We start from the raw sequence: 26,871 nt of genomic DNA on the forward strand, positions 1-26,871 counted from the left end.
GATGCCCCGGCCGGCGGGTCGCTGCCGGCCGGCTCCCCGTCCGACCCGACCAGAGAACCAGCCGACCTGACGTGCACGTCCGCCACCTGACCCTGAAGGACTTCCGGAGCTATCCGAGCGCCGAGCTCGCGCTGACGCCGGGTGTCACGACGCTCGTCGGCCTCAACGGTCAGGGCAAGACGAACCTCGTCGAGGCCGTCGGCTACCTCGCGACGCTCGGCTCGCACCGGGTCGCGACCGACCTGCCGCTCGTGCGGTTCGGGGCCGCGCAGGCGATCGTGCGCGGAGCGATCATGCGCGACGACCGCGAGACGATGGTCGAGCTCGAGATCACCCCGGGGCGGGCCAACCGGGCGCGGCTCGGGCGCTCCCCCGTCTCGCGACCGCGCGACGTGCTCGGCACGGTGCGCACGGTGCTCTTCGCTCCCGAGGACCTCGCGCTCGTCAAGGGCGACCCGTCGGAGCGGCGCCGCTTCCTCGACGACTTGCTCGTCCAGCGCCAGCCGCGGTGGTCGGGGGTGCGCTCGGACTACGACAAGATCCTCAAGCAGCGCAACGCCCTGCTGAAGTCGGCGGCACCCGTGCTGCGCAAGGGGTCTCGCCGGGTGCCGCGACCGCCACGCGACGGTGACGTGCCGCTCGACGAGGCCCGTGAGTCGGCGCTGCACACCCTCGACGTGTGGAACGACCACCTCGCGACGGTCGGGGCGCAGCTGCTCTACGCCCGCCTGCGCCTGCTGCGGGACCTCGCGCCCGACCTGTCCGAGTGCTACGACGCCGTGAGCGCAGCATCGTCCAACGCGCGGGCGACCTACAAGAGCTCGCTCCACGAGGACCTCGCCAAGCGCCTGGCTGCGGGCGAGGTGCCCGAGATCGACGAGCTACGCGTCGGCATGCTCGAGACGCTCGAGCAGCTGCGGTCCAACGAGATCGAGCGTGGCATCTCGCTCGTCGGCCCGCACCGCGACGACCTCGTGCTGTCCCTCGGCGAGCTGCCGGCCAAGGGCTACGCCAGCCACGGCGAGTCGTGGAGCTTCGCGCTGGGACTCAAGCTCGCGGCATACCGCCTCCTGCGACGCGACCTGGGCGACGACCCGGTGCTCGTGCTCGACGACGTCTTCGCCGAGCTCGACTCCGGGCGCCGCGAGCGGCTGGCCACGCTCGTCGCGGACTGCGAGCAGGTGCTCATCACCGCTGCCGTGGGCGCGGACGTGCCCGACGTGCTCCGCGAGAGCGGGACGACGTATGCCGTCGAGCTGGGCCAGGTGCACCCCGCCGGGTCACCTGTGGTCGCCTCCGAGAGCGGTGGCGCCGACAGTGAGGTCCCTGACGGTGCGGTCCCTGACGGGGACGGCCCCGACAGCGACGGGCACGTCGATGGGTGACGAACCGGTCGACGGGCCGGTCGACGGGCCGGTCGACGGGCCGTCGGACGGCGCAGCCGACCCTCCCCAGCCGACCGACGAGGACACCCGCATCGCCGACGCAGCGGCCTCCGCCCTCGCGCGCGCCCGGGCCGGCGCGGCCGAGAAGGGTCTGCGGCCGGGCATGAAGCCGAAGAAGCGGCGCCGTCCGATCGGCCACGCGCCGGTGCTGTCGGGGTCTGCGCGCGACGGCCGCGACCCGGCCCTGCTCGGCGACCAGCTCGACCGCCTCCTGCTCGACCGCGGCTGGAAGGTCGACGTCGCGGTCGGCTCGGTCATGGGCCGCTGGCGCGAGATCGTCGGACCCGACATCGCCGGGCACGTCGAGCCCATGACGTTCGTCGACGGCGTGCTCACGGTGCGCGCCGACTCGACGGCGTGGGCCACCCAGATGCGCCTGCTCGCGTCGTCGCTGCTGTCGCGGATCGACGAGGAGATCGGCGCGGGCGCGGTGAGCGAGCTCAAGGTGCTCGGCCCCAGCGCACCGTCCTGGAACCGCGGCCTCCGGCGCTCTCCCGACTCCCGAGGTCCCCGCGACACCTACGGCTGAGCCCCGGCACTCAAGGGCGCATGCCTTTGAGCATGACGTGAACGACCTGATCGGATCACGCTCGCAGGCCAGCCGCGCCTCGTCCAGTACGGTGGCTTCCGGCTAGGGACATACGCATGCATCGGAGCGTGTGGGATTGAGTTTCCGACCAACGGATCGGACGTCAACTGGTCCAGAGACTCTCGACAACGCTGAGCTCGAGCCGCGCATGAGATGGTGCTGAGGTGACGAAGACCTCCGCCCAGATGCCGGCCGACGACACCCCCCGTCGGCGGGTCACCCAGGCCGACGTGGCGCGGATCGCTGGAGTGTCGCAGGCGATGGTTTCGCTGGTGCTCAACGGCTCGAGCAGCGTTCGTGTCACACCGGAGACGCGTCAGCGTGTCCAGGACGCTCTCAAATCCACCGGCTACACCGTCGACATCATGGGCCGCCGGCTGCGTGGTGGCTCCAACAAGATCATCGGGGTCTTCACGTACGAGTCGGTGTTTCCCTCGGGCGTGGCGGATTTCTACCGACCGTTTCTTCTTGGGATCGAGGAGGGCGCGGAGGCGCTCGGTTTCGACCTCCTGCTCTTCACCAGCCCCGGACGACGCGAGGGACGACGTCGCGTCTACGACAAGGGCGCCAACCGCCTCGGCATCGCCGATGGCTGCATCCTGCTGGGTCGTCACACCGATCGGCAAGAGCTCGCTCGTCTCGTCGCCGAGCGATTTCCCTTCGTCTTCATCGGCCGTCGGGAGTCTCCGACGGGGCCGGTGAGCTACGTCGGCGCCGACTATGTGTCTTCGACGCATGAGATCTATGACTGGATGTGGGGACTTGGTCACCGTCGGATCGGGCTGCTGGGCGTGGACGAGGAGTACGAGCCGACGGTCGACCGGCGACTCGGCTATGTCGCCGCTGCCCGCCGCAGACGCCGGGTTCCGATCGTTCTCGTGGAGGACGATCCTGCGGTGGCTCTGCGTCACGTCAAGGAGCACCGGCTCACCGCCCTCCTCGTCGAGAGCACTGCCATGGCCGAAGCAGTGCGCTGCCTCGCAGAGGCCGATGGCTTGAACGTCCCCGCCGATCTGTCGATCGCCGTGCTAGGCGACAGCGACCCCACCCAAGCTGCCGTACGACATGACGCCGCAGGTGGCGACACCGACTGGTCAATGTTCCGCATTCCCCGTCGAGAGATGGGCCTGCGTGCCGTGGCAATGCTGGTCGACCTGCTGGCTGGTCGGGAGCCCGAGGGTGGACGACACGTCCTCCTACCGTGTGAGCTCGCGACCGGTAGCACGGTCTCGCCCCCGCCGACCGCCCGGTAGATCTACCCGTTGACACGTCCAAGCTTTGGTGATTGCCTATGTCTAATACGAATTAGCGACTGAAGGTGAGAGCGAAAGTGCCCGATCGCCACACAGATGTGCTCATCGTCGGAGGTGGACTTGGCGGTGTCGCTGCCGCCATTGCCGCAGTGCAAGGAGGCGCCCGAGTCATCCTCATCGAGGGCGATCGGTGGCTTGGCGGTCAGTTGACCGCACAAGCCGTCCCGCCGGACGAACATCCGTGGAGCGAGCAGTTCGGCATCACGGCTTCGTACCGCGCCCTCCGGAATGGCATCCGCCGCTACTACCGGACTCACTACCCCCTCACCCATGCAGCACGCAGCACCCCGCACCTCAACCCGGGCGGGGGGCTCGTCTCCCCCCTGTGCCATGAGCCCCGTGTAGCCAAGGCAGTCATCGACGAGATGCTCGCACCGCTGCGCGGCTCGGGCCGCCTCGAAGTGCTCCAGCCTTATCGGGCCGTGGCAGTCGAGACCGCCGGCGACGAGGTGCGGTCCGTGACCGTGACCTCCGACTTGCGCGGCATCCGTGCGAACGAATGCGGGACGGAGGCAACCGTCACGATCAGCGCGTCATATGTCATCGACGCCACCGAGCTTGGCGACTTGCTGCCCTTGGCGCAGGTCGAGTACGTCACAGGCTTCGAGTCACGACGCACCACCGGCGAACCCAGCGCGCCCGAAGAGGCGCAGCCACTGAACATGCAAGCGGTCAGCTGGTGCTTCGCGCTCGAGCATGTCGACGGCGACCACACGATCGATCGCCCGCGCACCTACGACTACTGGCGGGCAGCGCGTCCCGACATGTGGCCAGGCCCGCTCCTCGGCTTCTCGTGGCCCGACCCGCGCACCCTCGAGGCTGCACACGGATGGCTGTCGCCGAACCCCGAGGACGACCCGCTGTCCGTCGTGGCGGACCAGAGCAAGAACCCCGGGACGCTCGACCTCTGGCGTTTCCGGCGCATTGCCGCTCGTCGCCTCTTCGAGCCCGGTATCTACGCGAGCGACATCACCATCATCAACTGGCCGATGATCGACTACCTGGAGGGTCCGGTCTTCGAGGTACCCGACGCAGAGGCTGCCGCCCACAGACAGGGGGCGCGTGAGCTCTCGCGATCAGCCCTCTACTGGATGCAGACGGAGGCCCCACGCCCGGACGGCGGCACGGGTTTCCCCGGGCTGCGGCTGCGCCCCGACGTCATGGGAACCGACGACGGCCTTGCCCAGGACCTCTACGTCCGCGAGTCCAGGCGCATCCTCGCGCTCGAGACCGTGACGGAGAACGACATCTCGCTTGCGGTGCGCGGCGACGCGGGCGCAACCTCCTACTCCGACTCGGTGGGCATCGGGATGTATCGCATCGACCTGCACCCGTCGACCGGCGGCGACACGTACATCGACGTTGCTTCCACGCCCTTCCAGATCCCGCTCGGCGCGCTGCTGCCCGTGCGCGTGCGGAACCTGCTTCCGGCGTGCAAGAACATCGGCACCACGCACATCACTAACGGCGCCTACCGGCTGCACCCCGTCGAGTGGAACGTCGGCGAGGCGGCCGGAGCGTTGGCCGCCTTCTCGTGTGCCACGGGCGAGCCGCCGCAGGCCGTCCGTGAGAAGGCCGATCTGCTCAGCGACTTCCAGGCGCTGCTGAGCCGACGCGGCGTCGAGCTCGCCTGGCCCAACGTACGCGCCTACTGAATCCCTAGTAACACCCTCATGATTGGAGCAACGATGCACCATTTCCCTCGACGCGGTCGGATCGCCATGGCGGTCGCCACGACCGGTGTCCTTCTCATCGCTGGGTGTTCCACCGGTACGGGAGGAGCAAGTTCCAGCGGTGATGCCAGCTTGCGCATGACGGTCTGGACGAACAACAAGAGCCAGCTCGCGATCTTCAACGGTATCGCCGACGCGTACAAGAAGAGCCACCCCAACATCTCCTCGATAACCTTCGACTCGATCCCGATCGACGGATACACGACCTCTCTCACAGCGCAGATCGCGGGCAGCAGTCCGCCCGATCTCGCGTGGGTCCTTGAGCGCGACGCGCCCGACTTCGTAGCGTCCGGCGCACTGACCAACCTCGCACCCACATTCGACAAGACGGCGGGCTACAACCGCGCGGAACTGCTGCCTGCAGCCACCAAACTCTGGCAGCGGAGCGACAAGCTATTTGCCTACCCGTTTTCCACCTCGCCGTTCGGCGTCTTCTACAACAAGGAAATGCTCGCCAAGGCCGGCGTGACCCAAACCCCCGACGACCTGGTGAAGTCCGGGGACTGGACCTGGGAGAACGCCGAGAAGATTGCGGCACGGGTGGCAAGCCGCCTGCCTGGCAAGTCTGGCCTCGTCATCCGCGACTTCGACTTCAAGATGTGGCCGGTGCTCGCGAGCGTGTGGCGCGGGTTCGGCGCCGACGCCTGGTCTGCTGATGGCAAGAGCTGCGGTTTTGACAGCCCCCAGATGGTCGATGCAATGACCTTCCTGCACCGGGCGATCTTCGTCGACAAAGCACTGCCGGGCCCGGGCACAACAGCAGACTTCTTCGCCGGTGAATCTGGCATGACGGTCACTCAGATCAGCCGTGCAAGCCTGCTCCAGGACAAGCCCTTCGCGTGGAGCATTGTGCCGCTGCCCAAGGGACCAGCCGTTGACGCGCAGGTCATCGGCCAGGCCGGCATCGGGGTACTGACCAAGGGCAAGCACGTCGACGCCGCGCAGGACTTCCTCGCCTGGTTCACCAACCCCGAGAACTCCGCCAAGCTGGCGCAGTACTTCCCGCCCGCCCGCAAGAGTCAGCTCAACGCTGAGACACTCGCCAAGGCGAGCCCACTCTTCAGCAAGGAGCAGCTCCAGGCGGTCGTCATCGACGGGATCACGAACGGGGCAGTGCTGCCGTCCCACACTGACAACGCCAAGCTCACGACGCAGGTCCAGGCTGCTCTCGACCCCCTGTGGAAGGCCGACGCGGACATACCGTCAGTGCTCGGCGAGGTGTGCAAGACCGTCAACCCGACGCTCAGCCAGTGAGGAAGACAGGCTTGTGGTGATGACGACCCAAACCGTCCACGGGGCTGCCTCGGCGGCAGCCAGGGACGACCGATCGATCGCGCGGCGGCCGAAGGGGTGGACGTGGCGACGCCGAGACGCCGCTACGGCCTACCTCTTCATCGCGCCGCAGGTGCTGGGCTGCCTCGCCTTCGTGGTGTACCCACTCGTCGCGGTGGTATGGGAGAGCTTCCACGCCACGAACCTCCTCTCGGGAGTCTCGACCTTCACCGGAGTGGACAACTATGCGCAGCTGGCGCGCGACCCCGTGACCCCAACTGTTGCCCGAGTGACTCTCCTTTTCAGTGCCGGCCTCGTCCTGCTGAACATCAGCCTGGCGCTCGTGCTCGCGCTCCTGCTCAACCAGCGGCTGCGGGGCACTACGGCCTTCCGCACGATCTTCTTCTCCCCAGTCGTCGTGACGCTCGTCGCCTGGACGATCGTGTGGAACTTCCTCCTCCAGGACAACGGCGGGATCAACTCGCTTCTGCGGATCCTGGGCAGCGACGGCCCCAACTGGTTGCGCGGCGACACGACAGCCCTGCTGTCGGTCATCGTCGTGCAGGTGCTCAAGAACGTGGGCCTCAACATGGTGCTGTTCCTGGCCGCCCTTCAGGGCGTACCCGCCTCACTTCTCGAGGCGGCACAGATCGACGGAGCCGGACCTTGGCGTCGGTTCCGGTCGATCACCCTGCCGATGATCAGCCCGACGGTCCTGCTCACGTCGATCATCACGATCAGCGGGTCCTTGCAGGTGTTCGCCCAGATCCAGATCCTCACGGGCGGTGGGCCGGCCAACCACACGAACGTCCTCGTCTACTACTTCTATCAACAGGCCTTCCAGAATCACGACTTCGGCTACGGCAGCGCCCTCGCCGTCGTGCTTTTTCTCATCATCCTTGTGCTCACGCTGCTCCAGTGGCGGCTCCGGAAGAGGTGGGTGTTCCTTGAGCAGGACTGATGTCGATGCGAACGTCGCTCCGGTATGGCATCGCGGACGCAAGGCCATGCACGTCGCAATGGTGGGCCTCGCCATCCCGTTCGTCTTCCCCACTTGGTGGATGATCACCTCTTCGCTTCTCCCCCAGAATGAGGTGCTCGCCTATCCGCCGAAGCTCTTCCCGACCTCTCCGCAGTGGTCGAACTACCGCGACGCTTTCGCGGATTACCCGCTAGCGCAGCAGTATCTCAACAGCCTCTACATCGCCGCGCTCGTCACGGTCGGCACCATGACCGTCGCCTCTCTCGCCGGTTATGCGTTCGCCCGGATCCGCTTCAGGGGTGCAAACGCCCTCTTTGTCCTGGTCATCGTCGGTTTGCTCATCCCGAGCGAGGTGACGATCATCCCCCTCTTCAAGCTCGTCGACGCCCTCGGCCTGACCAACACTCACTGGCCTCTCGTCATCATCCCGATCTTCGGCGCTCCAAGCGTGCTGGGCACCTTCATCATGCGGCAGTTCTTCATCGCACTGCCGGACGAGCTCGAGGAGGCCGGTCGGCTCGACGGCCTCGGACGGTTCGGCCTCTTCAGGCGCGTCGCGCTACCGCTTGCTCGACCCGCCCTGGCCTCGGTCGCCATCTTTACGTTCCTCAACAGCTGGAACCTCTACCTCGAGCCTCTCGTGTACCTGTCCGACAAGTCCAAGTTCACGCTCCCACTCGCTCTCACGCAGTACACCGACGCATATGGTGGCCACCTCTGGAACATCCAGCTGGCAGCGTCTGTGACGACCGTCCTGCCCGTGCTGCTTGTCTTCGTGCTCGCACAACGGCACTTCGTCGAAGGACTCGCCCAGACCGGACTGAAGGGCTGACCGCTTGTGGCATACACCGATCTGCCCCTTTCTGAACTGCGCGCCCACCGGACGACTGGGGCCGAGCCCGAGGGTCTCGACGGGTTCTGGGCCGCTTCCCTGGCTGACTCACGGTCTCGCGGCACCCCAGCTCGGTTCGTGCCGGTGGCCAACGGCCTGACAACGGTCGATTCGTTCGATGTCACGTTTGCGGGGTTCGGAGGGCAACCGGTGTCGGGTTGGCTGCACGTCCCGCACGGAGCGGTCAAGCCACTCCCTGGCGTCGTGCAGTACGTGGGCTACGGCGGTGGCCGAGGGCTCGTGCACGAGGTGACGCTGTGGGCACAGGCGGGCTATGCGCACTTCGTCATGGACACCCGCGGACAGGGATCCGGCTGGTCGGTCGGCGTCACCGCCGACCCCTGCGGGAGCGGGCCAGCGGCGCAGGGCGTCATGACGCGGGGCATCACCGATCCGGCCGACTACTACTACCGGCGACTCATCGTCGACGCGGTGCGCGCAGTCGACGCCCTGCGTGAGTCATCCCACGTCGACGCGGGACGTATCGCGGTCACTGGGACGAGCCAGGGCGGCGGGCTGACCATTGCGGCCGCGGCTCTCGCCGACGGGGTGGTGGCCGCGATGCCCGACGTGCCCTTCCTGTGTGACTTCCCGCGTGCCCTGCAGGTCGTCGACCGGCCGCCCTACGACGAGATCGTGCGTTATCTCGCCGTGCACCGCGACCAAGTGGAGAGCGTCCTGTCGACACTGGCCCACGTCGACGGCGCTCACCTGGCTAGGCGCGCGACGATGCCAGCACTCTTCTCCGTCGCCCTCATGGACCCCACCTGTCCCCCATCGACGGTCTTCGCCGCCTACAACGCCTGGGCCGGCCCCAAGGAGATCGTCGAGTACCCCTACAACGGACATGAGGGCGGAGCGGCCTTCCACGTCGCTGCCCAGCTGGCCTGGCTGCCCACCCAACTGTCAGCCAGTCCCGTCTAAAAGGCGTCTGAGCGATACGCGCACCGCACCGACCGCTGCATGCCTATCTACCCATTGCGAATCATCGAAAGGAGGTAAGACGGCCAACGTACCTCTTCCACCGCAGCAGAGCGTCAACGGCGTGCAGGCTCTGCGTACACCCCTTCGCGACAGCCGCAACGGTGGCTGGCGCTCGGTCGCAGGCCGGCCTGACGGGCACAACGAGGCGCTGCGCACGCGTCTGTGACCTTGGCCGCCGCGTCAGCCGCCGGCGCAGGACACCCCAATGGGCTGACCCTGCTCGATGACGCACTCACCGTATGCTTGAGCGCTTCGGTCGTCTCGGACAGACGGGGATGAGTGAGGTTCTTGTGCCTTGGTGAGGCGGCCTGGAATGCCTCAGCCCGGGCGTCATGCGATCCCGGGCTGGGCGAGCGGTCGTGAGAACTCAGCTGAGCCGTGGAGCGTGAGTTTGGTTTGCCCGTGGACCTCGTCGGGCTGACACACTGGTGCCCGGCGACGACGAAGGTGCACACCGTAGATCCGCTCGAAGGGCGGGTGTCGGTGTTCCGACGCAGACTGATGCCATGACCTCGACGACATCGACGCAGTCCCCGGCGGCCGGCCCGCCCCCGCGCTGCACGATCGTGCCGCCCTACATCCTCGAGGCGCTGGCGGCGAGCGACGAGCCGTTGCTGGCCACGCACGCCCGTGAGGCGCTGCGCCACGACGAGGAGCTCCGTGCGGCGCGGCGCACCCCGACGGCACGGCCCACCGGTCGGCGCGCGCCGCGGCGCAGTGACGTGAGCACCGCTCACGGCGAGGGTCCGCACCGCACGATCTACGACGCGAAGGGCACCCAGACCACCCCGGGCACGCAGGTGCGCGCCGAGGGCGGCGCGCCCAGCTCCGACGCCGCGGTCAACGAGGCCTACGACGGACTCGGCGCGACGTGGGACCTGTGGTCGACGGCCTACTCCCGCGACTCGCTCGACGGCAAGGGGATGCCGCTGCTCGCGACCGTGCACTACGGCCGCAACTACGACAACGCGTTCTGGGACGGCTCGCAGATGGTGTTCGGCGACGGTGACGGCGTCGTCTTCGAGCGATTCACCCGCAGTGTCGACGTCATCGGCCACGAGCTCGCGCACGGCGTCACCGAACACACGGCCGGCCTGCTCTACCAGGGCCAGTCGGGCGCGCTCAACGAGTCGGTCTCCGACGTCTTCGGCGTCCTCGTCAAGCAGAAAGCGCTGGGGCAGAGCGCGGCCGAGGCCGACTGGCTCGTCGGCGCCGACCTGCTCAATCCCTCCGTCAAGGGCCGCGCGCTGCGCGACATGCGCAACCCCGGCACCGCCTACGACGACCCGCGCCTCGGCACGGACCCGCAGCCGGCCGACATGGCGCACTACGTCGACACCCAGGACGACAACGGCGGCGTCCACATCAACTCCGGCATCCCCAACCGCGCCTTCGTGCTCGCGGCCGAGGCGATCGGCGGCAACGCCTGGGAGGGCGCCGGCGCGATCTGGTATGCCGTGCTCTCGGGTGACGGGATCAAGGCGGACTGCGACTTCGCGACCTTCGCCGGCCTGACGGTGGCCGCCGCGGGCAGTGCCCACGGTGACGGCTCGGCGGAGCAGAAGGCCGTGCGCTCGGCCTGGGAGACGGTCGGCGTGCTCACCGCTGCGGCCGGCGATGGTTCGCACGGCGCGAAGAGGACGAAGAAGTCCGGTGGGCGGTCGACCGCTCCCGCCCCCACCCCGGCCGGGCCGACCCCGAGCTCCGAGGCCCAGGTGCTGCTGCGGCGCACCGGGGGCTTCGCCGGGCAGGTCCGCGAGCGGCGGGTCGCCATCGGCGAGCTGCCCGAGCGCGACGCCAAGGACTGGCAGCACCTGCTCGCCGCGCCCACGCTCCAGCGCATCGCCGCCTCGACCGAGCGCACCCACCCCGACGCGTTCGTCTACTCGGTCGTCTGCGACGAGGTGGGGTGCGACATCACGATCCAGGAGCCGCACCTGCCCGAGGCGATCCACTCCCTCTTCGAGCGCACCCTCGCCGACGACTGAGCCGGCCTCGACCCGAGGTGCTGCGAACGAGGCTCAGTTGTCGGCGAGCGTGTAGGGGTCCTCGCCCTCGGGGATGTCGACGGTGCGCGGGCTGTCGGGTGCGACGACCTCGCAGGCACCCTCGAGCGTGCACCGCTGCAGGCTCCGGAGGCCGGCGGGCGAGCCGACCTGCACGACGAGCTTCGAGTCGTCACCCATCCGGGACGACACGGGCGAGCCTCCTGCGCCTCCGGCTCCGCCACCCTCGAGGACGAGCGACCCGTCGCTGGTGCGGACCACGACCAGGCCCCCGTAGCGGAACGTCCCGTCGGGGTTCAGCTGCGACTCGTCGAGGCCGTCGATGTATCCCGTCGCCATCAGGTAGAGGCCGTTAGAGGAGAAGGTTCGCGGCACGAGGGGGCCGCAGAGCCTCCACCGCGCCCGGAGTGTGAGCAGGTCCCTGAGCTCGAGGCAGCTGGTCTGCGCCTTGGCGCCGGGCGTGAGGACGGCCGCGGTCTCCGTCGCGGGGTCGACGACGGACAGGCGGAAGGGCAGTCGACGTGTCTTGCCGGTCGACACGTCCCAGGCCACCGACGCCTCGAGGTCGCCGCGGTTGGCATAGACGGTCGTGTTGACGACCCCCACCACCTCGTAGCCGCTGCCGCCGCTGCCGCTCGAGCAGTCGCACGTCTTGACGTCGAGCGAGGCCACCGAGGCGCCGAGGTTGTCGTGGGCACGCAGGTTGCCACGGACGTCGGACGCGGCGATGAGTAGCCCGGACGCGGACACGCGTGTCGTACCGGTGATCTCGGTGAGCGGCAGCCCCGTGCTGTCGAGGACGGTGGAGACGAGGGTGTCCGCGTCGGTGACGAGCCAGCCGTCGTTGGACAGGCGCCACAGCGACCCCCAGCGGCCCTCCGCCTGGATGCGGATCGTGCGTGACCGGTCGTGGATGACGTCGCCGAGCAGGTAGGGCACCGTGGTCGTGCCGGTCGGCTCGCCGGTGGCGAAACGCAGGTTCACCGGGGAGGGCGACCCGTCCGCGGTGAGGGTCGGGATCGCGGTCGGCGCCGGGACGGTGCTCGGCGGTGTGCTCGGCGGCGCCGACGGGCTGCCGGTGGGGGCGGTCGTCGACTGGGACGGGCCGACGGGAAGTGGCCGGACGCTGCTGGCGCGCAGAGCCCCCCAGCCCACGGGCACGGCAACCGCCAGCACGAGCCCGGCCGCCAGGGCTGCGACTCCGAGCTCGCGGCGCTTGTTGGAACGGTCGCGGGCGATGGCGCGCTCCGCGAGGTCGGCCACGACGCGTACGCCCTCGGTGTGCTCGTCGAGCGCCCGCTTGAGCCGCTGGTCCATGTCGCTCATGCCGTGGCCTCGCTCATCCTCGTGCGCAGCGCGGAGATCGCGCGGCTCGTGTGGCTCTTGACGGTGCCGACGGAGCAGCCGAGCACCTCGGCGGTCTGCGCCTCGGTGAGGTCCTCGTAGTAGCGCAGCACGACGGCCGCCCGCTGCTGGGTGGGCAGGCCCTGGACGTGGCGCCACAGGTCGATCGACGCGGTGGGGTCGAGCCCGACGACGCCCGGTGGGTCGATGACCTCGAGGACGTGGCTGCTCGGTGACTCGTGGCGACGCAGCAGGCCGCGCCAGCGGGAGTTGCTCTCGTTGACCATGATCCGGCGGACGTACGCGTCGGGCAGCTCGGCCGCGCGGACGCGGTCCCAGTGGCGGTAGACCTTGGCGAGCGCGTTCTGGAGCACGTCCTCGGCGGCGTCGCGGTCCCCGGTGAGCAGGTACGCGAGGCGCGCGAGCGCCTGCTCGCGCGCCCTGACGTAGGCCGTGAAGTCGGCCCTGCGCTCGGCGTCGTCCATGACGTGTGTCCCCTGTTCGATCCTCTGCCCGGCGCGGTCCAGCACGGTCCGGCACGGTCCGGCGGGTGCCGGCACCCATCAGGACCGTCGGTGCGCGTCAAAGGTTGTCCGACGGCTCCCGATATCGCGGGGCGCCACCACGAGACCGGGTGAAGTCTTTACGGATCACTCCCCGACCTGGCCCAGCACCATCCGCAGCTCCTCGTCGGGAGCCGCTGTCCACAGCCATTGGAGGCCGCGGGACGCTGTGGACAGAGTCGCGGGGCCGGATCGCGGGGCGGGAGGATGGGAGTCCGCGGCCGGTCTGCGAGCCGGCGCGCGAGGTCGGCGGAGATGCGGCGGGTGAAGGCGCCTGAAAGGCGCTGGGGCCCCCGGGCGTGATCCTCCCCTCGGATCGAGGGGTGTTCGGCCCGGAAAATGGCCGTTTCGCGCGTCTGAGGGCACGGTTCGGGGCGCGGGACCGTTAGACTGGAGAGGTTGCGGCTCGACGTCCACGTCGGGCCGCCCGCATGAGGTCAGACCACCGAGGAGAGACGTGTCCGACGCCGACGAGCCGACCACCCCCAGCACCGCCCCCAGCTCCACCGGACCCGACTCCGTGACAGCGACCGACACCGAGGCTCCCGCAGAGCCCGCTGCGCCCGCAGTGCCGGCGGCCCCTGCCGTGCCCGCTGACGTCCGCCCCAACGGCGTCGACTACGACGCCAGCGCGATCACCGTCCTCGAGGGCCTCGAGGCCGTGCGGAAGCGCCCCGGCATGTACATCGGCTCGACGGGCCCGCGCGGTCTGCACCACCTCGTCTACGAGATCGTCGACAACGCCGTGGACGAGTCGCTGGCCGGCTACGCCGACACCATCGACGTCACCCTCCTCGCCGACGGCGGCGTGCGGGTCAAGGACAACGGTCGCGGCATCCCCACCGACATCCACCCGGTGGAGAAGATCAGCGCCGTCGAGCTCGTCCTGACCCAGCTGCACGCCGGCGGGAAGTTCGGCGGCGGCGGCTACAAGGTGTCCGGTGGTCTGCACGGTGTCGGCAGCTCGGTCGTCAACGCCCTGTCGACGCGCCTCAAGGCAGCGGTCCGCCAGAAGGGCCACGTCTTCCGGATGAGCTTCACCGACGGCGTGCCCGACGGCCCCCTCGAGCAGCAGGAGGCGACCGACGAGACCGGCACGACCATCACGTTCTGGGCCAACGCCGACATCTTCGAGACCGTCGACTACGACTTCGAGACCATCCGCGCCCGCATGCAGCAGATGGCCTTCCTCAACAAGGGTCTGACGATCAACCTCGTCGACGAGCGCGTGGCGCCCGTCGAGACGGCCGGCGACGACGTCGACCTCGACGACATGGAGTCCGACCTCACCGAGGTCGAGCACGACGAGGAGGACGAGCAGGCCGACGGCAGCGCCGATGCGGGCGAGAAGAAGAAGGTCACGGCCAAGAAGGTCAGCTACCGCTACGACAACGGCCTCATCGACTACGTCCACCACCTCAACGGCTCCAAGCGCAGCGAGCCGGTGCACCCCGAGGTGATCTCCATCGAGGTCGAGGACGAGGCCCGCTCGCTCAGCCTCGAGCTCGCCATGCAGTGGACCAACGCCTACAGCGAGTCGGTCCACACCTACGCCAACGCGATCAACACCCACGAGGGCGGCACGCACGAGGAGGGCTTCCGCGCGGCGATGACCAAGCTCATCAACGACTTCGCGCGCCGCCAGAACCTCCTCAAGGAGAAGGACGAGAACCTCACGGGCGACGACATCCGCGAGGGCCTGACCGCTGTCATCTCGGTCAAGCTCGGCGAGCCGCAGTTCGAGGGCCAGACCAAGACCAAGCTCGGCAACTCCGAGGTCAAGGGCTTCGTCCAGCGCGCCATGACCGACGAGTTCGGCCACTGGCTCGGCGCGCACCCCAACGAGGGCAAGGACATCGTCCGCAAGTCGGTCCAGGCCGCGGCCGCGCGCATGGCCGCCCGCAAGGCCCGGGAGGCCACGCGCCGCAAGGGCCTGCTCGAGTCGGGCGGTCTGCCGGGCAAGCTCAAGGACTGCCAGAGCAAGGACCCGCGCATCTCCGAGGTCTTCATCGTCGAGGGCGACAGCGCCGGCGGCTCGGCCACGCAGGCCCGCAACCCGCACACCCAGGCGATCCTGCCGATCCGCGGCAAGATCCTCAACGTCGAGAAGGCGCGCATCGACAAGATCCTCGCCAACAACGAGGTCCAGGCGCTCATCTCCGCCTTCGGCACCGGCATCGGTGAGGACTTCGACATCGACAAGGCGCGCTACCACAAGATCGTGCTGATGGCCGATGCCGACGTCGACGGCATGCACATCCGCACGCTGCTGCTGACGCTGCTCTTCCGCTTCATGCGCCCGCTCATCGAGGCCGGCTACGTCTACCTCGCGCAGCCGCCGCTCTACCGCCTGCGCTGGAGCAACGCCCCGCACCAGTTCGCCTACAGCGACCGTGAGCGCGACGGCCTGCAGCAGATCGGTGAGGGCAAGGGCTGGCGCCTGCCCAAGGACAACCCGGTCCAGCGCTACAAGGGCCTCGGCGAGATGAACTACGCCGAGCTCGGCGAGACGACGATGGACGTCAAGACGCGCACGCTGCTCCAGGTGACGCTCGAGGACGCCGCGAAGTCCGACGAGGTCTTCGCCGTCCTCATGGGCGAGGACGTCGAGTCGCGCCGCTCCTTCATCCAGAAGAACGCGCGCGACGTGCGCTTCCTCGACATCTGACCCGGCCGTATGCCGTCCGGCACGTTCCACGTGAAACGTCACCACCCGGCATACCTCCTCTACTTGCCTGAATCTGACTGAGAGACAAAGGGATCTGACGTGAGCGACGACCTGCCTCCCATCGACGGAGACGACGTCAACGAGACGCCCGACGAGACGACCGAGCCGGACGGCGAGGTCGTCGACACGGCGCACGAGCAGGGCACCGCCCCGATCGAGCGTGACGACGACGAGACCGACCGCGTCGAGGCCGTCGACCTCAACAACGAGATGCAGCGCAGCTACATCGAGTACGCCATGTCGGTCATCGTGTCCCGTGCGCTGCCCGACGTGCGCGACGGCCTCAAGCCCGTGCACCGGCGCATCGTCTACGCGATGTACGACGGCGGCTACCGACCCGATCGCGGCTACAACAAGTGCGCGCGCGTCGTCGGCGACGTCATGGGTCACTACCACCCGCACGGCGACTCGGCGATCTACGACGCCCTCGTGCGCCTCGTGCAGGACTGGTCGCTGCGCTACCCGCTCGTCGACGGCCAGGGCAACTTCGGCTCGCGCGGCAACGACGGTGCGGCCGCCCCGCGATACACCGAGTGCCGGATGGCCCCGATCGCCATGGAGATGGTCCGGGACATCGAGCAGAACACCGTCGACTTCGTGCCGAACTACGACGGCAAGACGCTTCAGCCCTCGGTGCTGCCGAGCCGCTTCCCCAACCTGCTCGTCAACGGCTCCGCCGGCATCGCCGTCGGCATGGCGACGCAGATCCCGCCGCACAACCTGCGCGAGGTCGCGGCCGGCGCCGAGTACTACCTCAAGCACCCCGACATCGGCCGCGAGGAGCTGCTCGAGCACCTCCTGACGATCATCAAGGGCCCGGACTTCCCGACCGGCGCGCTCATCATGGGCCACCGCGGCATCGAGGACGCCTACCGGACCGGTCGCGGCTCGATCATCATGCGCGCCGTCGTCAACGTCGAGGAGGTCGGCAACCGCCAGGCCCTCGTCGTCACCGAGCTGCCCTACCAGGTCAACCCCGACATGCTCGCGATGAAGATCGCCGACCTCGTCAAGGACGGCAAGATCTCCGGCATCGCCGACATCAACGACGAGACGTCGGGCCGCACCGGTCAGCGCCTCGTCATCACGCTCAAGCGTGACGCCGTCGCCAAGGTCGTGCTCAACAACCTCTACAAGCACACGCAGCTGCAGACGACGTTCGGCGCCAACATGCTCGCGCTCGTCGACGAGGTGCCGCGCACCCTCCCGCTCGACGGCTTCATCCGGCACTGGGTCGACCACCAGATCGAGGTCATCGTCCGGCGCACGACCTTCCGCCTCAACAAGGCCGAGGCCGACATCCACCTGTTGCGCGGCTACCTCAAGGCCCTCGACATGCTCGACGAGGTCATCGCGCTCATCCGCGCCTCGCGCACCGTCGAGATCGCCCGCGACGGCCTCATCGAGCTGCTCGGCATCGACGAGCTGCAGGCCGGCGCCATCCTCAACATGCAGCTGCGCCGCCTCGCCGCCCTCGAGCGCGAGAAGATCCAGCAGGACCACGACGCCCTGCAGGAGATGATCGACGAGTACCGCGCGATCCTCGCCTCGCCGCAGCGCCAGCGCGACATCGTCTCCGAGGAGCTGCAGGCGATCGTCGACAAGTACGGCGACGACCGGCGCACCGAGATCTTCCCGTTCGACGGCGACATGTCGATGGAGGACCTCATCCCCGAGGAGGACGTCGTCGTCACGATCACCCGTGGTGGCTACGCCAAGCGCACCCGCGTCGACCAGTACCGCTCGCAGAAGCGCGGCGGCAAGGGCGTGCGCGGCGCGAGCCTGCGTGGCGAGGACGTCGTGGAGCACTTCTTCACCACGACGACCCACCACTGGCTGCTCTTCTTCACCAACCTCGGCCGGGTCTACCGCGCCAAGGCCTACGAGCTGCCCGAGGGCTCGCGCGACAGCAAGGGCCAGCACGTGGCCAACCTGCTCGCCTTCCAGCCCGGTGAGCAGATCGCCCAGGTGCTCGCGGTCCGCGACTACGCCAAGGCCGACTACCTCGTGCTCGCCACCCGGGGTGGACTCGTCAAGAAGACCCGCCTGGCCGACTACGACTCCAACCGCTCCGGCGGCCTCATCGCGGTCAACCTCCGCGAGGGCGACGAGCTCGTCGGGGCCGGCCTCGCCTCCAACCGCGACGACTTGCTGCTCGTCTCCCGCAAGGGCCAGTCGGTGCGCTTCACCGCGACCGACGAGGCCTTGCGCCCCATGGGCCGCTCGACCTCCGGCGTCACCGGCATGAAGTTCCGCGACGGCGACGACCTGCTCGCCATGTCCGTCGTCGAGGAGGGCGAGAGCCCCGACGTCTTCGTCGTCTTCGAGAACGGCCTCGCCAAGCGCACCCCGATCTCGGAGTACCGCCTCCAGGGTCGCGGCGGCCTCGGCATCAAGGTCGCCAAGCTCTCCGAGAAGGGCGGCGACCTCGTCGGGGCCCTGACGGTCATCGAGACCGACGAGGTCATGGTCGTCATGGAGAAGGGCAAGATCGTGCGCTCGCGCGTCGACGAGGTCCGCCACACCGGCCGCTCGTCGCAGGGCGTGAAGTTCGCGACCCCGGACAAGGGCGACTCGATCGTGGCCGTCGCCCGCAACGCCGAGTCGGAGATCGCCGTCGCCGAGATCGAGGACGGCAACCCCGTCGACCAGCCGTCCGGCACGGGAGCGCCGGCTACGGTTCCCGGCCCCGATGGCGTACCGTCGGACCAGACGTCGGGTGACGAGGCGAGCTCGTACGCCGACAACGGAGGTGACGAATGAGCGCGACCAGCCCTGAGGGCTCTGTGAGCAGGACTGGCACGTCCACCCGGACGGGCAGCGGTTCGGGCTCGGACGGCAGCGGCCAGAACGGCTCCTACTACGCCTCCACCGGCGCCTCCAACGGTGCCTCGGGCAGCACGTCCGGTGCCTCGGGCGCGTCGACGGCCGACCAGGGCACCGCGCTCTCGCGGGGTGCTGTCACCAACCGCACCGCCCCGACCCAGCGCGTCGGCTCCGGCACGTCGGGCCAGTCCGGCTCGTCCGGCTCGACCGGGCAGGCTGCTGCCGCGACCGGCGCCGGTGCACGCGCGACGACCGCCCCGCGCAAGCACAAGGGCCCCCGGCGCGTCCGGCTCGCCGTCGCGCGCGTCGACCCGTGGTCGGTCATGAAGATGAGCTTCCTGCTCTCCGTCGCGCTCGGCATCGCCGGCGTCATCCTCACCGCCGTGCTGTGGATGATCCTGTCGACGATGAACGTCTTCACCGACATCGAGGGCGTGCTCCAGTCGCTGCAGACGACGACGTCCGACCCGTTCTCGATCAAGGACTACGTCGGCTTCGGCCGGGTCGTGTCCCTCTCGATCGTCATCGGCGTCATCGACGTCATTCTCATGACGGCGATCGCGACCGTCATGGCCTTCCTCTACAACATCTGCTCGGCCCTCGTCGGCGGCGTGCAGCTCACGCTCACCGACGACTGAGCCGGCCCGGCCGACCCGGCCACACGGCATACGCAGGACGGCCCTCGCCCTCACGGGTGGGGGCCGTTTTGTAGGTTCGCGGGGGCATCGGGTAACGTTTCCCCTCGCGTCCGGTCGTCATCTCTGACGGGGTGGCTCGGGTGCGCGAAGGTGACGATGGGCCTATAGCTCAGACGGTTAGAGCGCTTCCCTGATAAGGAAGAGGTCGGAGGTTCAAGTCCTCCTAGGCCCACCATCACCGCCACCACGGAGAGGATCCATCGCATGCTGAAGCGTCTCGCCCTCATCGGTGGCGCTGTCGCCGGCCTCGTGCTCGTGCGCAAGAAGGCGAAGCAGCAGCAGGCCGAGCAGGACCTGTGGACCCAGGCCACCGACGACGTGCACGCCCCCGTGGCGACGCCCGCGCCGGCACCGGCCCCCGCTCCTGCGGCCGACGACGAGGCACCGACCTCGGCCTGAGGCCTCCCTCCCCTCGGGGCCATGGCGCAATTGGTAGCGCACCTGCTTTGCAAGCAGGGGGTTAGGGGTTCGAGTCCCCTTGGCTCCACCACGAAACGACCTCGCCCATCAGGGCGAGGTCGTTCTGCGTCCGGCTGGGGACCTGCGGGCCCGACGAAGGAGCCGCTCATCGGCAGTCCACGGCATCGATCGCTTCCCGGCTAGGCCACTGCGGCTGCGAACGCCGTGAACAGATCCCCCGAGAGCGGGACGTCGAGCTCCCACGTCACTGCCATCGGACGCTCCGAGGTGCGGGAGCGATAGCGACCCGGTCCGAGGAACCAGAAGGCTCGGTCATCCTGCCGCATACGTGCAAACAGCAGGATGGAGTGTCCCATGGACTCGTGGGTCACATAGCGCCGGCCGGTGGGACTGCTTTCCCGGGTCCCGGACTGGCTCTCCCAGTGGATGCGCGTCGGGCTGATCGCGTAGTCGCGATAGCGGGTCGTCGGGGAGAAGGTGCCGCTGGCCTTGTCCAGCGTGAAGGCCAACAGATCGCAACGGGCGTCGGGAACGTGACGCACGCCCTCACGCCACGGAGGAAGCTTTGCCCCTGATGTCCCGGCAAAGGCGGCAAGGATCTCGGCCCGGGTGTACCGAGCGTGGATCTGCAGAGGGACATCGTCCAGCTTCTGCAACGGCGCATAGACATGGTCCGAGCGCGCCTCGAGAAGGGGGTAGAGCTCGCTGAGCTCGGACAGGATCTGCGGGTGCTGCCAGACCAGATCCACGGCAGCCTGCACGGTGTCACTGCCGATGACCTGCTGATCGACCAGGGAAGCCACGAGCATGTGAGTCAGACGTCGCTCCGCCACCGACATGGAGTCGACATGCGGCGGGGTCGATTGCACAACCAGTGACCGGTAGGTCTGCAACCTCAAGGGATCGGATACATGCAGGGTGCGGCCCACGGCACGCCGCAGGGTCACCTCGTGAGGCCCGGCGGGCTGGGTCTGACCGCCACCCGCTGCAAAGAGCTCGGACCAGCTCCGGTTGTTGCTGTAGATGTCCTCGAGATCGAGCCCAGACTCCTCGAGGAACGTGGCCAGACCGAGGTCTGGATCACGACGCCGCAGGGAACGGACCTCATCCACCTTGGCTCGCCAGCGCGACGGGATGGCTTCGCGAAGGCTCCGGAGCACGATGTCCGAGGCGACGCGGTCGAGCTGCATGTTGCAGCCAGCCGGCAGGTAGGGGAACTGCTGGACGACTGCGGACTCCAGTTCGCGGCGCGTCACGTTGAGCAACGCCCGGTAGCGGCGGTCGAAGCGGAACTCCTGGCGGTGGGTCCCGACGAAGTCGAGCACCGTGCACAGACTCTTGCCGGCTGCCTTCCGTAGCCCACGCCCCAACTGTTGCAGGAACAGAACCGGGCTCTCCGTCGGGCGGAGCATGAGGACCGTGTCGATCGTCGGCACGTCGACGCCCTCGTTGAAGAGGTCAACCGAGAAGATGGCCCGCACGGAGCCCGAGGCGAGATCGCGCAAAGCTGCCTCGCGTTCCGAGGCCGGAGTGTCTCCCCACACGGCCACCGACGGGATCCCGTGCTCCACGAACTTGCGAGCCATGAAGCGCGCGTGCTCGATGCTGACGCAGAAACCGAAGCACTGCATGCGGTCGAGATCGACGAAACGACGAAGCTGCTCGATGACCTGTCGGGCCCACACGTCGTTGCCCGTGTAGACGTCACTGAGCGCGCTGGCGTCGTAACCGACACCGCGACGCCATGGGACGTCCCGCAGATCCAGCCCGTCGTGGATCCCGAAGTACTGAAAAGGCACCAGGTGCTGCTGGTCGATGGCATCCCAGAGTCGCAGTTCAGCGGCGATTCGATCTCCGAACCAGTGCAGGATGGGAAGGCCGTCCGACCGCTCCGGCGTAGCGGTCAAGCCCAGGAACTCGACGGGCCGCACGTGGTTGAGGAGTCGCTCGTAGCTCGCAGCCGCCGCATGGTGAAACTCATCCACGATCACGACGTCGAAGTGGTCCGGGGTGATCTGGTCGATTCCGCTGGCACGCAGGCTCTGGATCGAGGCGAAGACATGCTCGAAATCCCTCGGCCGGGCTCCGCCCACCCACTTCTCTCCGAACGCGGCGTCGCGCAGCACGTGACGGAAGGTAGCCATGCTCTGGTCGAGGATCTCTTCGCGGTGCGCGACGAACAACAGGCGGGATCGAGCAAGGCTGTGTCGCAGCCGGGCATAGTCCACCGCCGCCATCACGGTCTTGCCGGTACCCGTGGCTGCGACGAGGAGGTTGCGGTGGTGATCCTGGATGCGAGCGACGGCGAGAAGCTCCAGCAGGCGCTCCTGGAACGGTCGCGGAGTGACCTCGATCGAGCTGAGGATGAGGCTCGGGCCCGCTGCCCTCGGGCTGGCAGCGCGAAGTTGCTCCTCGAACTGGCCGGGCTCGTAGTCGACGAACTCCCCACTGGACCAGTACGCGTCGAAGGTTCCGACGAACTTCTCGATGACGGGCCGATTCCTTGAGGCGGAAACCCGAACGTTCCACTCGAGCCCAGTGGCTTGTGCTGACTGGGTCAGGTTCGACGAGCCGACCAGCGCGGTGGAGAAGCCGCTGTGCCGATGGAAGACCCAGGCTTTCGCGTGCAGGCGCGTCGTCGTCGTGTCGTAGGAAACACGCACGTCGGCGCCAAGCTCGATGAGTCGATCGAGGGCGGAGCCCTCCGTCGAACCGGTGTACGTCGTGGTGAGCAGCCGCAGCACCTTGCCCGCCTCGCAGTGCCGGCGCAGGGCCTCGAGCAGTGGGTTGATCCCACTCCGCCGAACGAAGGCCATGACGACGTCGATCGCGTCAGCCGAGGCGATCTCGGACTGGATCTGCTTCCAGAGGTTCGGCTCGCCAGGCGCATTCGTGAGTAGCGCTGTGTCGAGCAGCGGGGTCAACGGTTGAGCCACGGGCTGCGGCGTTCCATCAGGTCGTCGACTCAGGATGGCTCGCAGGACGTCCCCGCTGAGAGCCGGCCTCTCGTTCAGAGCCGCTTCAGACAGAGCGCCGAGCTGATCGAAGATCGCGCGCGCGACGGTGACGCCAACCTGAATACGCTTCTCGTCAGACACGTCAGCCAGCGCGCGTTCCACCTCGCGGCTCACGTGGATCGCGATGCGGTCTGCGGCCTCCGCCTTGTTGAGCGGCCGCCGATCGGTCAAGTCGTGAGGCACGGTCTCGAGACGCCTCAGGAGAGCATCCGTCACGATCGACTCATACAGCCCGTCATCCACGGCCGCCAACGTACTAAGGATCGGTCGCCTCTGGACGGCCCCGGGCGGGGCGCGCCGCAACCCGGGAGCGTTCTGTCGCCGGGGTGGGCTGCTGGTCGGGCGGGTGATCGCGCGCTGGGTGCGTCTGAGCGACACGAACTGCGCGATCACTCGCCCGATCTCGGGCCCGTTCGGGACTGCGCGCCAACCGTTGCGAACCGTGGAGCGCGTGTGGAGTTCGTGGGGGAAACGTGTGGTGTGGCCCTCCGTAGGTTTCTGGTCAACGGATCGACACCGATCCCCCAGAACCTCCGGGCCGTGCCCGGCCCGATCACCAGGAGCACACCATGAGCGTTCTCACCAGCAAGAAGGTCCTCATCCCCCTCGCCACGGCCGCCCTCGCCGGCGCCCTGGCCGTGGGATCGGGTGCCGACTTCTCCTCGACCTCCGGCAACACCGCGAGCTCGGTCACGGCCGGCACGCTGACGCAGTCCAACAGCAAGGCGGGCGCGTCGATCCTCAGCCTGGGCAACATGAAGCCCGGTGACTCCGTCTACGGCCAGGTCGTCATCACGAACACCGGCACGCTCGGCTCGGTCTTCTCCGTCACCGAGACCGACACCTCCACCTTCAGCGCCGGCGTGCTGACCCAGAAGATCGAGGACGTCACGAACTCCGCCTCGCCGGTCACCGTCTACAGCGGCGCGTTCGGCGGCGCCGGCACCAAGGCTCTCGGCTCCTGGGCGGCCGGCGAGGCCCGCACCTACCGGGTCACGGTGACCCTGTTGTCGAGCGCGACGAACACCGAGCAGGGCAAGACGGCCTCCGCCTCGTTCGCCTGGAACGGCACGCAGGGGCCGGCCACGGTCACGAACTCCGACACGGGCGCGGTCACCGCCGCTCCGTGATCCGCTGATCCGCGGATCCGCTGACCCGCTGGATCAGCACGGGACACCTGGCGCCGACGATGGGAGGTCGTCGGCGCCAGCTGTCCGGGTCCAGCCACCCGAAGCCGCCCGCGCCGCCCGAGCCACCTGAAGCCGCCTGAGCCATCCGGGCGCACACCGCCGTCACCCATCGCCAGCTGGTCGACCACCGAGAGGGACCGTCATGAGCCGCACGAGCACCACGGGATCGGGGCGCACCAGCGCCGCACCCCGCCGCCGCAGCGCCCGCGTCGCCGGATTCCTCGGCAACGCGGCCATCCTCGTGCTCATGCTGCTCGCGGTGGCCTACGTCCTGCCCACCGTCATGGGCTACGAGCGCTACGTCATCACCGGCGGTTCGATGACCGGCACCTACGACAAGGGCTCGGTCGTCTTCGACAAGGTCGTGCCGGCCAGCGAGGTACGCGTCGGGGACGTCATCACCTACATCCCGCCGGCGAGCAGCGGCGTCACGAACCTCGTGACCCACCGGGTGGTGTCCGCCGAGCCCGGTACGAGCGGCACCGTCTACCAGACCAAGGGTGACGCCAACCCGAGCATCGACCCCTGGACGTTCACGCTCGACCGGTCGGAGCAGGCCGTCGTCGCGTTCGACGTGCCGCACGTGGGGTGGGTCCTGCTCTATCTCGCCGACCCGGCCCACCGGAAGCTGCTCATCGGCATCCCGGCCGGCCTGGTCGCCCTGCTCAGCATCCTCGAGGCCGTGCGCAACGCCCGCCGCGAGCGAGCCGCAGCGCCGGACGCCGACGAGGGCACCCCGAACGAGCCGGTCGAGGACGGCGTGGTCGCCGGCGCTGCAGGACCTGCGGCGCCGCGACTTCATCCGGTCGTCGTCACGACCGGCTCCTGACCTTCGGGAGCCCCACACCGGAAGGTCGTGCACCGACCAGCAGGCCCGTCCCCGGTGGACGGGTCTGCTGGTCGTTCACGTCCGGGGCGACCGGGGCGACCGGGCGCGCTGCCGGCCAGTTCCAAGTTGTGGAGGTCCCGCGTCCGGAGCGTGTGCTCTCGCGCGGGTCCCGTGGCGGCCCCTTTCGTAGCGTGGACACCATGCCGAGGACCCGAGTGCTGCTGCTGGCGATCGCCGTTCTGGCGACCGTCCTCGGCGCGACCTCGTCGTTCTCCTCCGCCTCGTTCACCTCGCAGTCGACGAATGCGCCGGCGATCTTCACCGCTGCCGCCGACTGGACGCCGCCCACGGTCACGATGAACAGCCCGGGCAGTGCCGTGGGTGGCACGGTCACCGTCTCGGCCACCGCGTCCGACGCCAGCAGCGGGGTGGCCTCGGTGCTCATCGAGGACCTCGGTCCCACCGGGTCCTGGACGACCATCTGCACCGCCACGGCCAGCCCCTGGTCCTGCAGCTGGAACACGACCGCCGGCGCCGACGGCAGCCACGCGCTGCGGGCCACCGCCCCCGACAAGGCCGGCAACGTGACCGTGTCCGACCCGGTCTCCACGACGGTGGTCAACAACTTCACGGTCGTGCTCGCCGACCCCGGCAGCTACCTGCGCGGGACGCCGACCCTCTCGGGGGCGATCTACGGTGGCGGCTCGCTGACCTACTCCGTCACGGTCGAGTACGCCGTCAGCGGCACGACGACCTGGAAGACGGCGTGCAGCACCGGCGCCGTGGTCCTGACGAGCTTCAGCTGTGCGTGGCCGACCGGCAGCCTGGCCAACGGCAGCTACGACCTCCGCGCCACCGCGACGTCGGGCCGCACGAGTGGCACCTCCGTGTCCGTCACCGACGTCGTCGTCGACAACACGGCGCCTGTCGTCACGATGACCGACCCCGGTGCGACGCTGAGCGGCACCGTCACCCTCGGTGCCACGACCACGGACCCGGACTCGGGCGTCAGCCAGGTCGAGCTGCAGTACGCCGCCACGGGGACGTCGACGTGGTCCACGGCGTGCACGATCAGCTCCTTCCCCTACACCTGCCGTTTCGACACGACGAAGCTGACGAACGCCCGGTACGACTTCCGCGCAGTGGGCACCGACAACGCCGGCAACGCCGCGACGTCGGCTGCGGTGACGGGCCGCACCGTCGACAACACCGTGTCGTCGGTCGCCATGGAGGACCCGGGCGCCTACCTCACCGGCAGCGTCACCCTGGCCGCGACGGCCACGGCCCGCACCGGGGTCGCGTCGGTCGCCATCCAGCGCTCCCCCAACGGCGCCGGCTCGTGGACGACCGTGTGCACCCTGACCGGCGCCACCTCCCCCTACTCGTGCTCGTGGAGCTCGACGACGACGCCCGACGGCCTCTACGACTTCCGGGCCGTCCTGACCGAGACGGGTGGGGCCGTCACCACCTCGAGCGTCGTCAGCGCCCGCCGCGTCGACAACACGGCCCTGCGCGGCTACGACGTCCAGGCGACGAACGGCGGCGCGACCGTCGGCAAGATCGAGGCGAACGACACGCTGACCCTCACCTACACCGACACGGTCAAGCCTGGCTCGATCACCCCGACCTTCACGGGGGCGGCGCTCGCGGTGCAGGTCCGCTTCCGCGACGGCGGCGTGCTCGGCCTGACGACCAAGGACGACACCGTCGACGTGCTCGTCGGCGGCACGGTGGTCAACCTCGGCTCGGTCAACCTCAAGGAGGACTTCGTGAGGACGGGCAAGACGAGCACCTTCAACGCCACCATGTCCGCGAGCACCACGGTGGTCGGATCCGCCAACCGCACGGTGATCACCCTCAAGCTCGGCAGCCTCACGAGCGGTGGGGCCGTGCGCACGGTCACGACGGCGCAGAACATGGTGTGGTCGCCCTCCACGAGCGCGACGGACACCTACGGCACCGCGTCCTCGGGCGCGCCCGTCACCGAGCTCGGCACGTTGGACAAGGACTTCTGATGCCGCGCCGATCCGCCTCCTCGAC

19 protein-coding genes and 2 tRNA genes are annotated in these 26,871 nt (G+C 68.8%); 18 read left to right on the forward strand and 3 right to left on the reverse strand.

Annotation, left to right across the window (positions count from 1 at the left end; all coding sequences use genetic code 11):
- Positions 1 to 71: 71 nt before the first annotated feature.
- The 9 genes from recF to U5C87_RS04635 all read left to right on the forward strand — a co-directional run bounded on the left by recF (position 72) and on the right by U5C87_RS04635 (position 11,198).
- Positions 72 to 1,385, forward strand: a complete 1,314-nt coding sequence (gene recF, locus U5C87_RS04595) for a DNA replication/repair protein RecF (RefSeq protein ID WP_330475455.1) — start codon at positions 72 to 74, stop codon at positions 1,383 to 1,385.
- Positions 1,378 to 1,974 carry a DUF721 domain-containing protein gene (locus tag U5C87_RS04600; RefSeq protein WP_330475456.1) on the forward strand — a complete coding sequence of 199 codons (597 nt, stop codon included), beginning with the start codon at positions 1,378 to 1,380 and terminating at the stop codon, positions 1,972 to 1,974. The genes recF and U5C87_RS04600 overlap by 8 nt, the downstream gene beginning before the upstream one ends.
- A 224-nt stretch (positions 1,975 to 2,198) precedes the next feature.
- A complete protein-coding gene (locus tag U5C87_RS04605; protein WP_330475457.1) occupies positions 2,199 to 3,287 on the forward strand; it encodes a LacI family DNA-binding transcriptional regulator in 1,089 nt (362 codons plus the stop codon).
- 77 nt (positions 3,288 to 3,364) lie between these two features.
- Positions 3,365 to 5,002: an FAD-dependent oxidoreductase gene (locus tag U5C87_RS04610; protein WP_330475458.1), complete on the forward strand. Its 1,638-nt coding sequence runs from the start codon at positions 3,365 to 3,367 to the stop codon at positions 5,000 to 5,002.
- A gap of 156 nt (positions 5,003 to 5,158) precedes the next feature.
- Entirely contained in the window at positions 5,159 to 6,334 is a 1,176-nt protein-coding gene (locus U5C87_RS04615) for an ABC transporter substrate-binding protein (protein WP_330475459.1), read from the forward strand.
- A 19-nt stretch (positions 6,335 to 6,353) separates the two neighbouring features.
- Positions 6,354 to 7,313 carry a carbohydrate ABC transporter permease gene (locus U5C87_RS04620; protein ID WP_330476658.1) on the forward strand — a complete coding sequence of 320 codons (960 nt, stop codon included), beginning with the start codon at positions 6,354 to 6,356 and terminating at the stop codon, positions 7,311 to 7,313.
- Positions 7,300 to 8,166, forward strand: coding sequence for a carbohydrate ABC transporter permease (locus U5C87_RS04625; RefSeq protein ID WP_330475460.1), 867 nt, complete (start codon positions 7,300 to 7,302; stop codon positions 8,164 to 8,166). The genes U5C87_RS04620 and U5C87_RS04625 overlap by 14 nt, the downstream gene beginning before the upstream one ends.
- Before the next feature lie 6 nt (positions 8,167 to 8,172).
- Positions 8,173 to 9,150, forward strand: coding sequence for an acetylxylan esterase (locus U5C87_RS04630; protein ID WP_330475461.1), 978 nt, complete (start codon positions 8,173 to 8,175; stop codon positions 9,148 to 9,150).
- Between the two features lie 566 nt (positions 9,151 to 9,716).
- Positions 9,717 to 11,198, forward strand: coding sequence for a protealysin inhibitor emfourin (locus tag U5C87_RS04635; RefSeq protein WP_330475462.1), 1,482 nt, complete (start codon positions 9,717 to 9,719; stop codon positions 11,196 to 11,198).
- Between the two features lie 33 nt (positions 11,199 to 11,231).
- Here the strand turns inward: U5C87_RS04635 and U5C87_RS04640 are convergent, their stop codons facing one another.
- Both U5C87_RS04640 and U5C87_RS04645 read right to left on the reverse strand, forming a co-directional pair.
- A complete protein-coding gene (locus U5C87_RS04640; RefSeq protein WP_330475463.1) occupies positions 11,232 to 12,542 on the reverse strand; it encodes a hypothetical protein in 1,311 nt (436 codons plus the stop codon).
- Positions 12,539 to 13,045, reverse strand: coding sequence for a SigE family RNA polymerase sigma factor (locus U5C87_RS04645; protein WP_330475464.1), 507 nt, complete (start codon positions 13,043 to 13,045; stop codon positions 12,539 to 12,541). Before U5C87_RS04645 ends, U5C87_RS04640 begins: the two co-directional genes overlap by 4 nt.
- A gap of 535 nt (positions 13,046 to 13,580) precedes the next feature.
- Here U5C87_RS04645 and gyrB point away from each other — a divergent pair.
- The 6 genes from gyrB to U5C87_RS04675 all read left to right on the forward strand — a co-directional run bounded on the left by gyrB (position 13,581) and on the right by U5C87_RS04675 (position 19,865).
- Positions 13,581 to 15,791 (forward strand): DNA topoisomerase (ATP-hydrolyzing) subunit B, encoded by a 2,211-nt coding sequence (gene gyrB, locus U5C87_RS04650; protein ID WP_443082099.1) that lies wholly within the window; start codon positions 13,581 to 13,583, stop codon positions 15,789 to 15,791.
- Between the two features lie 270 nt (positions 15,792 to 16,061).
- Entirely contained in the window at positions 16,062 to 18,614 is a 2,553-nt protein-coding gene (gene gyrA, locus U5C87_RS04655; protein WP_443082123.1) for a DNA gyrase subunit A, read from the forward strand.
- Positions 18,611 to 19,315: a DUF3566 domain-containing protein gene (locus U5C87_RS04660; protein WP_330475466.1), complete on the forward strand. Its 705-nt coding sequence runs from the start codon at positions 18,611 to 18,613 to the stop codon at positions 19,313 to 19,315. Before gyrA ends, U5C87_RS04660 begins: the two co-directional genes overlap by 4 nt.
- Before the next feature lie 158 nt (positions 19,316 to 19,473).
- A tRNA-Ile gene (locus U5C87_RS04665) sits at positions 19,474 to 19,550 on the forward strand.
- 29 nt (positions 19,551 to 19,579) lie between these two features.
- Entirely contained in the window at positions 19,580 to 19,774 is a 195-nt protein-coding gene (locus U5C87_RS04670) for a DLW-39 family protein (RefSeq protein ID WP_330475467.1), read from the forward strand.
- A gap of 15 nt (positions 19,775 to 19,789) precedes the next feature.
- Positions 19,790 to 19,865 (forward strand) — tRNA-Ala (locus U5C87_RS04675).
- A gap of 109 nt (positions 19,866 to 19,974) precedes the next feature.
- On the opposite strand, the gene U5C87_RS04680 is transcribed toward U5C87_RS04675, so the two are convergent.
- Positions 19,975 to 23,055 carry a DUF3427 domain-containing protein gene (locus U5C87_RS04680; protein ID WP_330475468.1) on the reverse strand — a complete coding sequence of 1,027 codons (3,081 nt, stop codon included), beginning with the start codon at positions 23,053 to 23,055 and terminating at the stop codon, positions 19,975 to 19,977.
- 326 nt (positions 23,056 to 23,381) lie between these two features.
- On the opposite strand from U5C87_RS04680, the gene U5C87_RS04685 reads away from it, so the two are divergent.
- From U5C87_RS04685 to U5C87_RS04695, 3 genes are all read left to right on the forward strand, one after another.
- Entirely contained in the window at positions 23,382 to 23,942 is a 561-nt protein-coding gene (locus tag U5C87_RS04685) for a TasA family protein (protein WP_330475469.1), read from the forward strand.
- A 202-nt stretch (positions 23,943 to 24,144) separates the two neighbouring features.
- Positions 24,145 to 24,831: a signal peptidase I gene (locus tag U5C87_RS04690; RefSeq protein WP_330475470.1), complete on the forward strand. Its 687-nt coding sequence runs from the start codon at positions 24,145 to 24,147 to the stop codon at positions 24,829 to 24,831.
- 200 nt (positions 24,832 to 25,031) lie between these two features.
- Positions 25,032 to 26,846, forward strand: a complete 1,815-nt coding sequence (locus U5C87_RS04695; protein WP_330475471.1) for an Ig-like domain-containing protein — start codon at positions 25,032 to 25,034, stop codon at positions 26,844 to 26,846.
- Positions 26,847 to 26,871: the final 25 nt, after the last annotated feature.

The organism is Terrabacter sp. C0L_2, assembly GCF_036352015.1.
GTDB lineage: Bacteria > Actinomycetota > Actinomycetes > Actinomycetales > Dermatophilaceae > Terrabacter > Terrabacter tumescens.